The 12020-nt window shown below is 61.4% G+C and carries 8 protein-coding genes and 1 pseudogene; 2 read left to right on the top strand and 7 right to left on the bottom strand.

Going from position 1 to position 12020, the window contains the following annotated elements; genetic code table 11:
- Positions 1–117 precede the first annotated feature (117 nt).
- From ACYZT8_RS10775 to ACYZT8_RS10765, 3 genes and pseudogenes are all read right to left on the bottom strand, one after another.
- Positions 118–477: a DUF6124 family protein gene (locus ACYZT8_RS10775; protein ID WP_461980917.1), complete on the bottom strand. Its 360-nt coding sequence runs from the start codon at positions 475–477 to the stop codon at positions 118–120.
- A 1848-nt stretch (positions 478–2325) separates the two neighbouring features.
- Entirely contained in the window at positions 2326–3246 is a 921-nt protein-coding gene (locus ACYZT8_RS10770; RefSeq protein WP_438661716.1) for a LysR family transcriptional regulator, read from the bottom strand.
- 34 nt (positions 3247–3280) lie between these two features.
- Positions 3281–3460, bottom strand: a pseudogene (locus ACYZT8_RS10765) (MBL fold metallo-hydrolase); the annotation flags it as partial.
- Between the two features lie 241 nt (positions 3461–3701).
- Between ACYZT8_RS10765 and ACYZT8_RS10760 the strand changes: the two are divergent.
- Complete coding sequence (locus tag ACYZT8_RS10760; protein ID WP_461980915.1) at positions 3702–4142, top strand: helix-turn-helix domain-containing protein; 441 nt, start codon at positions 3702–3704, stop codon at positions 4140–4142.
- Between the two features lie 193 nt (positions 4143–4335).
- On the opposite strand, the gene ACYZT8_RS10755 is transcribed toward ACYZT8_RS10760, so the two are convergent.
- The 3 genes from ACYZT8_RS10755 to ACYZT8_RS10745 all read right to left on the bottom strand — a co-directional run bounded on the left by ACYZT8_RS10755 (position 4336) and on the right by ACYZT8_RS10745 (position 7285).
- Complete coding sequence (locus ACYZT8_RS10755) at positions 4336–5778, bottom strand: catalase (RefSeq protein WP_461980913.1); 1443 nt, start codon at positions 5776–5778, stop codon at positions 4336–4338.
- A gap of 75 nt (positions 5779–5853) precedes the next feature.
- Entirely contained in the window at positions 5854–6678 is an 825-nt protein-coding gene (locus tag ACYZT8_RS10750) for an alpha/beta fold hydrolase (RefSeq protein WP_461980911.1), read from the bottom strand.
- Between the two features lie 31 nt (positions 6679–6709).
- A complete protein-coding gene (locus ACYZT8_RS10745; protein ID WP_461980909.1) occupies positions 6710–7285 on the bottom strand; it encodes a flavodoxin family protein in 576 nt (191 codons plus the stop codon).
- 451 nt (positions 7286–7736) lie between these two features.
- Here ACYZT8_RS10745 and ACYZT8_RS10740 point away from each other — a divergent pair, with 451 nt between their 5' ends.
- Positions 7737–10541 (top strand): ATP-binding protein, encoded by a 2805-nt coding sequence (locus ACYZT8_RS10740; protein ID WP_461980907.1) that lies wholly within the window; start codon positions 7737–7739, stop codon positions 10539–10541.
- Here ACYZT8_RS10740 and ACYZT8_RS10735 read toward each other — a convergent pair.
- Positions 10506–11990: an ATP-binding protein gene (locus ACYZT8_RS10735; protein WP_461982418.1), complete on the bottom strand. Its 1485-nt coding sequence runs from the start codon at positions 11988–11990 to the stop codon at positions 10506–10508. The two genes, ACYZT8_RS10740 and ACYZT8_RS10735, sit on opposite strands and share 36 nt — an antisense overlap.
- Positions 11991–12020 lie beyond the last annotated feature (30 nt).

Raw genomic sequence — 12020 nt, 5'->3', positions numbered from 1 at the left:
GTCATGCCGCCATCGCGAGCAGGCTCGCTCCCGCAGGGGGGGACCTTTATTGCTGGGAGGTTTCTCGCAGGCACAAAAAACGGCCTCTTCCGAGACCGTTCTTTTCAGCTGACACCGTTACCGCGGATCAACACCGTCCAGCGCCCGATTCACCGCCAGCTCGGCCAGCATGATGACCTGCTGAATGCCCAACATCGTATGCCGCTGCGGCCCCTCCAGATGCCCCGCAAAATCACCGGCCAGCACACTCGCCGACGCCAGAGATTCGCAAGCGTGGGCCAACAGGCTTTCGTTATCGACATCGGGGGCGACGATGAACATTGTGCTGGGCTTCCGGATGGCGGGGGCTTTCAGGGCAGACGGATTGAGATAGTGATCGAGCGCGCGGTCGGCGGCTTCGTTTAGTTTTTTTGGATCGAGGGGATCGTAGGGGGAAACGTCGTCGGGTTCCGGGGGATTGGGTGTGGCTTTGAACATGGTGATACTCCATTTATACCTGTTGGAACCACCAGCACCTGTCGCTAAACAAGTAAGGGTGGCGGCTGTACGCAGGTTAGCGAACCGAGAGGTATAAGACCCGGCAGACCCGAAGGCCTCCCGCGCACAGCCACCATGTCGAAACTGCAGACAGGGAACGCCTGCAATAAGACGGAGCGTTGTTGCGCTTATACCTGTTCAGGTCGCTAAACCCGACCGCTGATTGGCAGCGATGCGGAAACGATAAAGACCAGGGTCAAAGCGCACAAGCCGGCGGATTCTGGCGCAGTCGTAGGCAACGGCGCAAGGATCTGTAGCTTTCAGGACGTAACCTTAAACACCATTAAACACAGCCCTCGAATCAACACATTTCCCCTGTGAGAGCGAGCCTGCTCGCGATTGCGGTGTGCCATTCAACATTGATGTTGGCTGATAATCCGTCATCGCGAGCAGGCTCACTCCCACAGGGAATGAAGTGTGCCTGCAAGAGACCGGTCGGCTGTCAGGCCGCCATCGCAGGCAAGCCAGCTCCCACAATGAATGAAGTGTGCCTGTAAGAGACCGGTCGGCTGTCAGGCCGCCATCGCAGGCAAGCCAGCTCCCACAATGAATGAAGTGTGCCTGCAAGAGACTGGTCGGCTGTCAGGCCGCCATCGCAGGCAAGCCAGCTCCCACAATGAATGAAGTGTGCCTGCAAGAGACTGGTCGGCTGTCAGGCCGCCATCGCAGGCAAGCCAGCTCCCACAATGAATGAAGTGTGCCTGTAAGAGACCGGTCGGCTGTCAGGCCGCCATCGCAGGCAAGCCAGCTCCCACAATGAATGAAGTGTGCCTGTAAGAGACCGGTCGGCTGTCAGGCCGCCTTCGCAGGCAAGCCAGCTCCCACAATGAATGAAGTGTGCCTGTAAGAGACCGGTCGGCTGTCAGGCCGCCATCGCAGGCAAGCCAGCTCCCACAATGAATGAAGTGTGCCTGTAAGAGACCGGTCGGCTGTCAGGCCGCCATCGCAGGCAAGCCAGCTCCCACAATGAATGAAGTGTGCCTGTAAGAGATCGGTCGGCTGTCAGGCCGCCATCGCAGGCAAGCCAGCTCCCACAATGAATGAAGTGTGCCTGTAAGAGACCGGTCGGCTGTCAGGCCGCCATCGCAGGCAAGCCAGCTCCCACAATGAATGAAGTGTGCCTGCAAGAGACTGGTCGGCTGTCAGGCCGCCATCGCAGGCAAGCCAGCTCCCACAATGAATGAAGTGTGCCTGTAAGAGACCGGTCGGCTGTCAGGCCGCCTTCGCAGGCAAGCCAGCTCCCACAATGAATGAAGTGTGCCTGCAAGAGACTGGTCGGCTGTCAGGCCGCCTTCGCGGGCAAGTCGGATCGCCCCACCGCTCGCTCCTACAATAAATCGGCGTACACCTTTCGCTTCTCACCACTCAACAGGCCGAGCGTTAGCTCGCCTGCAGCTCTTGATCTTGATCTGCCCGCCCCTTCGGGAGGCCGAGTGGAGGCGTTCATCTGGGGGGTAGGCGCGTAGCGCCGTGCGGCGAAGCCGCACACATCGAGAGGAGGTTGAAGCGAAGCCAACCGGAGGCGATGCCCCCAGATGAATGCCGGAGCGAGGGAACGCCGAGCCCAGGCGAGGGGCCGGACGCTGGGGCGAAGCCTTTTGGTTCCTTTTTGGCGTTTGAAAAAGGGACTCGCCGTAAGGGCGAAACCATAAGTGGCCGTTACCGCAGGAATGGATATGTACACCTCAAAGAGATTGGTCGGCTGTCAGGCCGCCTTCGCGGGCAAGCCTCGCTCCTACAGGAGATCGGGCACAGGCGGGAATGTGGTCGGCCCGGAGGCCGCCACGTTCAAGCCGAAACCGGCAAAGGCCTCGACATGAACTCGCTGATCCGCGACCGCAACCACCGCTCCGCCGGATCATTGTCATGCACCCCACTCCAGGCCATCGACAACTGCGCCGCATCAATGGGAAACGGCGGATCCTCCGCCCGCAACGCACACCCCTCAACCAGCGCACACGCCGCATAATCCGGCACCGTGGCAATCATCTCAGTCCCCGCAAGCAACGCACGCAACCCGCTGAACTGCGGCACACCCAACACCACACGACGACTGCGACCAACCTTGGCCAAATCCAGATCGATATTGCCGCTCAAGTCCCCGGAGAACGACACCATCGCATGCGGCCGCTCACAGTATTCGTCAAGCGTCAGCGTCCCCGGTCGCTTATCCCCACGCAGCACTTTGCAGGGAATGTCCCGCAACTTCTTGCACTTGGCATTCGCCGGTAAATCCGTGGTGTAACTCACCCCCACGGAAATCTCTCCCGAGGCCAGCAATGCCGGCATCAGCAGATAGTTGGCACGACGCACCACCACCACGATCCCCGGCGCCTCTTCCTGCAGTTGCCGCAACAACGGCGGAAACAAACCGAATTCCGCGTCGTCCGACAAACCAATGCGGAACACATCGCAACTGGTCGTCGGATCAAATTCCTTGGCGCGACTGACCGCCCCGGAAATCACATCCATCGCCGGTTGCAGCTCCTTGAGAATCGCCAGCGCCCGCCCCGTTGGCTCCATGCCGCGGCCATTGCGCAGCAACAACGGATCGTCGAACAGATCCCGTAACCGCCCCAGCGCCGCACTCACCGCCGGCTGCCCCATGAACAGTTTTTCGGCCACACGGGTCAGGTTCTTTTCGAACATCAACGCTTCGAAAATCACCAGCAGGTTCATGTCGACGCGGCGCAGATCGTTACGGTTCATAGGCACGGTTTCCTTGTGTGTTCAGCCGAGGACTTTACTCGATCAACGGCACTTTGGCCGCACGTTTGTAAGGACCATATTCGACCGGCACCCACTGGAAGTGCTTGCCCTGCGCCGCGATGTGGCCGATGCCCTGAAACGGCAAGTTTGCCGCCGTCACCCAGCTATTGCTCGCCGCCGCATCATTGAACACTTTCGCACGGCTCTTGATCGCGAGCCCCAGCGCACAAACCAGGGAATGTTTCATGCCTTCACCCTTGATCGAGTCAGAAAAACGGCGATGTAAAACGTCGCCCAATGACGACGATTATGCACGTGGGGTGGCCATGGAAATTGCAGCAATGTGCTGAGTTAGCGTTGTTGCCCCCCCTGCGCAGCGATGGAATTAACAACGTTTAACTCGCCTGCCAGCGCCCTGCGCCCAAGAATGAAGCTCACCGACACGGACATCTGTCATGGCCTCTTCTCAGCAAAACCTCGCCTGCGCGACTGTCACTGAAACGCGAAAGAAAACCACCGGCGGCCTGACCCCGTGGCGCGAAAGCCTGGCCAAGCAACTGATCCTCGAACGCCTCGGTGAAACCGTTGAAGTGACTGAACTGGCCCGCGCCTGCGCCCTGTCGCGCAGTCATTTCTCACGCGCGTTCAAGTGCAGCACCGGGCTCTCGCCCCAGGACTGGATTCGCGACCAGCGCATCGCCCGCGCCAAGCAGCTGATCCAGAGTACCGACCTGACACTGACGCAAATCAGCCTCGAATGCGGCTTCTGCGATCAGGCGCATTTCTGCCACATTTTCACTCGCAGCGAAGGGATCAATCCGTTTGCGTGGCGTTGCCGCACCGTGCGTTCCCTGCCCCACCGCCCCGCCTGCAACGCTCAACTTCACGCGCAATAATCTCAACGCCACACGGTCTTGTAGCAGCTGTCGAGCCTGCGAGGCTGCGTTCGGCTGCGCAGCAGTCGTAAAACCTGATGACACGGTTTACCTGAAACACCGCGTTGGCTGATTTCACGACTGCTTCGCAGCCGAACGCAGCCTCGCAGGCTCGACAGCTGCTACAGGGCCATGGGTTGCCACATGGGTTGCGTTAGCCCAGCGGAACCAGCCGTTCCAACGCTTCTGCCACGCCAAACCCATAGGCCGGATCAGCCTTGCTGCAGTTGTCGATATGGCGCTGACGAATCGCCTGCGGCACGCCGTTCATGGCCCGTGCGGTGTTGTCGAACAGCAGCTGTTTGCGCACCGGATCGAGCAAGCGGAACAGGTTCCCCGGCTGCTCGTAATGGTCCTCTTCCAGCCGATGATCGTAGTGCTGCGCGAAGCCTTCCAGCGGCAACGGCGGTTCGGCCAGTTCCGGTGAGTCCTGCCACTCGCCCACGCTGTTCGGGAAGTAACTGGCGGTGCCGCCGAGGTTGCCGTCGGTGCGCATGGCGCCGTCGCGGTGGTAGCTGTGGGCCGGGCAGCGCGGTGCGTTGACCGGGATGTGATTGAAGTTCACCCCCAGGCGATAGCGCTGGGCATCGCCATAGGAAAATAGCCGCGCCTGGAGCATGCGATCCGGCGAGAAGCTCACGCCCGGCACCACGTTGGCCGGCGAGAACGCCGCTTGTTCGATTTCGGCGAAGTGGTTCTCGGCGTTACGATTGAGCTCCATGATGCCGACTTCGATCAGCGGAAACTCGCCGTGCGGCCAGACTTTGGTCAGGTCAAACGGGTTATGCCGATAGTTGAGGGCCTGCTGTTCTTCCATCACCTGGATGCACAGTTTCCAGCGCGGGAAATGGCCCTGCTCGATGACTTCGTACAGGTCCCGCAGGTTGCTTTCGCGGTCCTTGCCGACCACCGCCGCAGCTTCGGCGTCGGAGAGGTTTTCGATGCCTTGCTGGCAGACAAAGTGAAACTTCACCCACACCCGCTGGTTGTCGCGGTCGATCAGGCTGAAGGTGTGGCTGCCGAAGCCATGCATGTGGCGGAAACTGGTGGGAATACCGCGATCGCTCATGACAATGGTCACCTGGTGCAACGCCTCGGGCAGCAGGCTCCAGAAATCCCAGTTGCTGGTGGCGTTGCGCAGACCGGTGCGCGGGTCGCGTTTGACCACGTGGTTGAGGTCGGAGAAACGCAGCGGGTCGCGGAAGAAAAATACCGGCGTGTTGTTGCCGACAATGTCCCAGTTGCCTTCGTCGGTGTAGAACTTCACCGCGAAGCCACGGATGTCGCGCTCGGCATCCGCCGCGCCGCGCTCGCCGGCCACCGAGGAAAAGCGCACGAACAGCGGCGTTTCCTTGCCCACTGAACTGAAGATATTGGCTTTGGTGTAGCGCGTGATGTCATTGGTGACGGTGAAGGTGCCGTAGGCGCCCGCGCCCTTTGCGTGCATGCGTCGCTCGGGGATCAGTTCGCGGTCGAAGTGGGCGAGTTTTTCCAGCAACCAGATGTCTTGCAAGAGCGCCGGCCCACGAGGGCCGGCGGTCTGGATATTGAGGTTATCCACCACTGGGGCGCCGGTGGCGTTAGTGAGCTTTTTCATGAACAAATTCTCGATGGATAGCTGCTCTCATCAGGAGCGAAAACCGGCGCGGATCTACGCCCGCGCCGGGGCATATCAACCCTTGAGGAACGCCAGCAGATCAGCGTTGAGCTGATCCTTATGGGTATCAGTCAAGCCGTGAGGGGCGCCGGGGTAGATCTTCAGCGTAGAACCTTTCACCAGTTTTGCTGAGGCGATGCCCGCTGCTTCGATCGGCACCACCTGGTCCGCGTCGCCGTGCACCACCAGCGTCGGGATGTCGAATTTCTTCAGGTCTTCGGTGAAGTCGGTTTCGGAGAATGCCTTGATGCAGTCATAAGCATTCTTGTGGCCGGCCATCATGCCTTGCATCCAGAACCAGTCGATCATGCCTTGGGACGGCTTGGCGTCCGGTTTGTTGAAGCCGAAGAACGGCCCGCTGGCGAGGTCGATATACAGCTGCGAACGGTCGGCCAGGGACGCCTGGCGAATGCCGTCGAACACTTCGATCGGCAGACCGCCGGGGTTGGCTTCGGTCTTGAGCATCAGCGGTGGCACCGATGAAATCAGCCCGGCCTTGGCCACGCGGTCGGTGCCATGGCGACCGATGTAGCGCGCCACTTCGCCACCACCGGTGGAGAAGCCGAACAGCACGGCGTCCTTGAGGTCGAGCAACTCGATCAACTGCGCCAGGTCATCGGCGTAGGTGTCCATGTCATTGCCGGTCCACGGCTGGCTGGAGCGGCCATGACCGCGGCGGTCGTGGGCGATCACCCGGTAGCCTTTGGAGGCCAGGAAGATCATCTGCGATTCCCAGCTGTCGGCGTTCAACGGCCAGCCGTGGCTGAAGACGATGGGTTGGCCGGTGCCCCAGTCCTTGTAGTAGATCTCGGTGCCGTCTCGGGTCGTGAACGTACTCATGCGATGTCTCCTTAGCGAGTGTTGGGGTGAGTCAAACCGGTGGATGAGCCATACGTTCGGCCAGACGCGCCACCCGCTCGCCCAGATGCGCGGCGGTGCAGCGATCTTCGAGAGGTGGGGCGAGGTCCGGGGTCTGTTCGACATTCGACTGAGCCATGGCGCCGAGCGAGCTGCCCAGGCGATTCATTTGCCCATCGAAGACGCCCATGCTGGAACGCGCTGGCAGCAGGTCGAGGCCGACCCAGATCATCGAATGCTGCGCGGCGAACACCGCCATCTGCAGCAAGGTGTTGAGTTTGTCGCCGCACAGGCAGCCGGAATTGGTGAAACCGGCGGCCAGTTTGTCGCGCCACGGCTGGGCGAGGTAGAACGCCGCTGTCGCTTCCATGAAACCTTTGAACGGTGCCGACGCGCTGCCCATGTAGGTCGGGGCGCCGAAGATGATGGCGTCGGCGCTGTGCAGCCGGGCCCAGTGCTGGTCCACTTCGTCGACCGGAATCAGTAGGCAGGTGCTGCCCACGTGCCGTTCCACACCCTGGGCCACGGCTTCCGCCATGACCCGGGTATGCCCGTAGCCACTGTGATAGACCACCACCACGTTGCTCATCCTGGTGTCCTCATGACAAGTTGATCCTTTTGCAACAAGCACCCGATACCTGTCAGCCCAGCACCATTCCCTGTGGGAGCGAGCTTGCTCGCGATGGCGGCGGCACATTCGACATAGATGCAAGCTGACCCACCGCTATCGCGAGCAAGCTCGCTCCCACAGGTTATGCGGCACATTCACAAGACCGGCGGGTGTTGAAGAGGCAGAGTTTTGGGCGTAGACCAGACGCAGGACGAGTTAAACGTTGTTAATTTTCATTGGCGCGCCAAAAGCCTCAACACCTGCTTTGCTAAGGTTGCACCCAATAAACACGGCGCCGGCCAGTGGCCCCGGGTACAGGCAGTCGGCGCGAACACCCGACGGTCACCCGAACCCTCGTTGCGTTGATGGAAAAACCTGAGGAATATGCTCGAAAACCGCGTATTAGACGGATGCAAGCAGGAGCGACACGTTGACCCTTTCCCCCGAGCAGGCCATCCATTTCGGCCCCTACCGGATCTATCCCGGACAACGCCTGGTGCTGGAGGCCGACCAGCAGCTGCGCCTGGGCCGGCGCGCCATGGACATTCTGCTGATCCTGCTGGAGCACGCCGGAAACGTGGTCAGCAAACAGCAACTGATCGCCGGGGTCTGGCCCAAAAGCGTCGTCGAAGACATCAACCTGCGCGTGCACATGGCGGCGCTGCGTAAAGCCCTCGGCGACGGCCAGGCCGGCCAGCGCTACATCGTCACCGTCGCCCAGCGCGGCTACAGTTTTGTCGCACCGTTCTCGCTGGAGCCAATCGAGCAACCTCTGGCGAGCGAAAGTCTCGAGCCCAGCGCCCATAACCTCCCCGTCCGTCGCACGCGCATGATCGGTCGCCAATTGCTGGTCGAGAGTCTGGTCACGCAACTGTCACGCCAGCGCTTCATCACCCTCGTTGGCCCCGGCGGCATCGGCAAGACCACCGTGGCGCTGCGCGTCGCCGAGCTGTTGATCGGTCGCTATCGGGATGGCATTCGCCTGCTGGACCTGGCGCCGATCAATGACCCGTCGATGATCACCGCGCATATGGCCACGTTGCTGGATTTGTCCCTGCACGACGCCGAACCGACGAGCAGCCTCGGCGCGTTCCTGCTCGATCGGCAAATGCTGCTGGTGATCGACAACTGCGAACACCTGATCGACGCCGTCGCAGTGCTCTGCGAAAGCATCCTGCGCGCCGCGCCACACGTGCACATTCTGGCCACCAGTCGCGAGAGCCTGCGGGCCGAAGGTGAGTTCGTCCAGCGTCTCGAATCCCTCGATTGCCCACCGCCCATCGCGGTGCTGGATCGCGCCCAGGCGTTGACCTTTTCTGCACTGCAATTGTTCGTCGAGCGAGCCATGGCCAGCCATGACAGTTTCGAGCTGAGCGATGATGAACTGCCGCTATTGATTGAAATCTGCCACCGTCTGGACGGCATTCCGCTGGCCATTGAACTGGCGGCGGCGCAGGTCGGCAATTTTGGCCTGAGCGGTTTGCTGGTGCAGCTGCAAGGCAGTTTTCGCCTGCTGACCCAGGGCTGTCCATCGGCGCTAGGCCGACACCAGACCCTGCGCGCCACACTCGACTGGAGTTTCGAACTGCTGAATGCCTGCGAGCAAACCTGCCTGCGCCGACTGGGCGTGTTCAGGGGCGGCTTCACGCTGGAGTCGGCAGCAGCCGTGATCGTCGGCGACCACATCGAGCCCGATGTGGTGTTCGGCTCGATTACGCAACTGGTGGCCAAGTCGTTGCTGAACGTGGAAGTGGGCGACGAAGAAGTGTTCTACCGCTTGCTCGACACCACCCGCAGCTACGCCCTGGAAAAACTCGACCAGACCGTGGATCTGCCGGACACGCGAAAGCGTCACGCCGAACGCTGCCTGGCCTTGATGCACCAGGCCCAGACTGACTGGGAACTGATCTCCACCGACCTGTGGATCGAGCGTTACGCCCGCAGTCTGGATGACATTCGTTCGGCCCTGGACTGGGGCTTGAACGCTCAAGGTCCGCAGGCGCTGGCGATCCGCTTGACCGCGACCTCGACGCCACTCTGGCAGGAACTGTCGCTGCTCAAGGAACATGGCGTCTATGTGCGCAAGGCGCTGGCCTTGCTCGAGGCGGCGCCCGAGCCCTGCCCTCATCTGCAAATGACCCTCAATCTCGCCTTGGGCAGTTCCTGTTACCACACCCAGGGCGGCACGGCCGAGACCATCGCCGCGTTCGTCAGCGCCAGAACCCTGGCCAGGCACAACAACGACGTGGCGGGTCAGCTGCGAGCGGTGTCCGGGCACATGGCGGTCAACCTCAGTTGCGGCCATTACCAAATGGCGCTGGAGCAGAGCCAATTGTTCGACCGCCTGGGCGCGCCGGGGGACGCCGTGCTGTCGCTGAGCACGCACCGCTTGCGCGTACTGGCCCTGCACTTTGCCGGCGATCAGGGACTGGCCCGAGTGAACGCCGAACAGGTCATCCAACGCATGGCCCAAAGCGGGCACCTCAACCGCTTCACCCACGGTTTTGGCGTGCAGTACGATCAGAGCGTGGCCGCCCTGACGATTCTGGCGCGCATCCTCTGGCTGCAAGGTCAACCGGAACAAGCCTGGCGCACCGCCCGTCAGGCACTGGACATCGCGATCCAGATCAACCACGGCACCTCCATTTGCTACACCCTGGCGCTGGCCGGCTGCCTGATCGCTCACTACAACGGCGATACCCGTACGGCCCGTGAACTCTTGTGTCTGCTGCTGGAGCAATCACAGAAACACTCGGTGCTGCTGTTCTACACCTGGGCCCGGCACTACGCGCAGGTCATCGACCGCACCGAGGCGCACTTGCCTCTTCAGCCAGGCGTCGGGCTGATCAAGGACATCATGGTCACGCTGGACAGCGGTTTCGTCGATGACGCCCTGATGCAACGGGCCGACTCCGGTACGGCAGGCTGGAGCACGGCGGAAGTTCTGCGGGCCCGGGCTGATACGCTGCTGGCCGAGGATTGCCCACTGAAAACCGAAGAGGCCGAGGCGGTGTTGATCAGGGCTTTAAATGTGGCTAAACATCAGGGTGCTTTGGCCTGGGAACTGCGCAGTGCCACCTCGCTGGCGCAACTGTGGCAGCGCCAGGGTTTGTACCAGCAAGCCCATGAGCTGCTGGCGCCGATCTACAACCGCTTCACTGAAGGTTTTGCCACGCCGGACTTGAGCAAAGTCCGTCGGTTACTCGACGAGCTCCATGGGCAACTGCACGCCTGAGACCCAGCGCGCACGGCTGATGTAATGCGAGTAGCGCCGCTCGAACGTGCGCAGGTGACCGCTGAATTCGAGCTTCTCCAGGGCATAGGTGCGCGTGGTGTTGAGAAAGCGATAGCGGGTGATGCCGTTGACCTGATCCATCGACAGCAACGACTTGGCCACCAGGGCCTGCACCAGCACCGCGAGTTGATTGGGCTTGAGCACCTCGCAACTGCTAACGCCAATCGCAGCATCAAGGGTGAAGGACATTTTAAAAACCGAGAGCCGCTGCAACACGGTTTGTTCCAACCCGCTCAGCCTTTCATAGCTCCAGTCCAGCGCAGCCTTGAGGGTCTGATGCCGGGGCACGGCCGTGCGTCGGCCTTGGGTCAGCAGCTGAAAACAGTTATCCAGTTGAGCTTGCAGACCGACCAACGCCAGCGCATCGATTTGCGCCGCCGCCAGTTCAATGGCCAACGGCAAACCGTCGAGCCGCCGACAGATTTCACGCACCGCCTTGAGGTCCTGTTCGCGCAAGGCAAACCCGTGTTGGCGAGCGCGGGCTTGACTGACGAACAGCTGCACCGCCGAGTAGCCCATGACCTCGGCCACGCTGTGCAACGCCGACACGGGTGGCACCGCCAGGGACGGCAAGCGCTGGACCGTTTCCCCCGTCGCCAGCAGCGGTTCGCGGCTGGTGACAAGGATCGACAACCGAGGCGCCGACGCCAGCAAATCCTCGACCAAGGTGCGGCAGCGTTCCAGCAAGTGTTCGCAGTTATCGAACACCAGCAGCGAATGCCGTTGCGCCAACACGTCCAAGGTGGTGCCGACTTCCAGCTCAAGGGTTTGGGTCAGATGATCGACTACTCGCGCGGGGTCATCGAGCGCCGCGAAATCAACCAGCCACACGCCGTCTTCATAGTGCTGCAACAGCAGTTCGGCGACGCGCAACGCCACCGTGGTCTTGCCGATGCCACCGGGGCCGACCAGGGTCATGAGACGGCGCACCGGCAACTGCCGGACCAGACTGCCGACAATCGAATCCCGGCCGGTCACAGGCGTGAGCCTTGCTGGCAGGTTGTGCTGATGTTTTTGCACGGTCTCGATGGAGACCAACGTACCCGCAGGCACGGGCTCCACCGGGGCGATAAAACTGTAACCGCGCTGGGGAATGTTGACGATGTAACGCTGGCCGTTATGCCCGTCGCCAAGGGCCCGACGCAGGGCCGCGATGTGCACGCGCAGGTTGATTTCTTCGACCACCGACGTCGGCCAGACGTGGGCAATCAACTCGTCTTTGCTGACCACATGGCCAGCGCGCTCGACCAACACCTGGAGGATGTCCAGGGCCCGGCCGCCCATGCGCAGTGGCCGATCACCGTCCAGGATCAGCCGTTGCCGCTGGTGGAATGCGTAGGGGCCGAACCGCAGCACCGTATCGCTGTTTAAATCGCTGAGGCTGTTCATGCACGTTTGCGTGCTGAAAACCTGGCCCGG

The sequence above is a fragment of the Pseudomonas sp. LB3P93 genome (assembly GCF_054898025.1).
The sequence above is the reverse complement of the archived record's forward strand: the minus strand, read 5'-3'. Positions and strand labels throughout refer to the sequence as shown.

Coding starts and splice junctions, on each gene's coding strand:
- ACYZT8_RS10775 (WP_461980917.1), bottom strand. CDS start 477: ATGTTCAAAGCCACACCCAATCCCCCGGAACCCGACGACGTTTCCCCC.
- ACYZT8_RS10770 (WP_438661716.1), bottom strand. CDS start 3,246: ATGAACCGTAACGATCTGCGCCGCGTCGACATGAACCTGCTGGTGATT.
- ACYZT8_RS10760 (WP_461980915.1), top strand. CDS start 3,702: ATGGCCTCTTCTCAGCAAAACCTCGCCTGCGCGACTGTCACTGAAACG.
- ACYZT8_RS10755 (WP_461980913.1), bottom strand. CDS start 5,778: ATGAAAAAGCTCACTAACGCCACCGGCGCCCCAGTGGTGGATAACCTC.
- ACYZT8_RS10750 (WP_461980911.1), bottom strand. CDS start 6,678: ATGAGTACGTTCACGACCCGAGACGGCACCGAGATCTACTACAAGGAC.
- ACYZT8_RS10745 (WP_461980909.1), bottom strand. CDS start 7,285: ATGAGCAACGTGGTGGTGGTCTATCACAGTGGCTACGGGCATACCCGG.
- ACYZT8_RS10735 (WP_461982418.1), bottom strand. CDS start 11,990: ATGAACAGCCTCAGCGATTTAAACAGCGATACGGTGCTGCGGTTCGGC.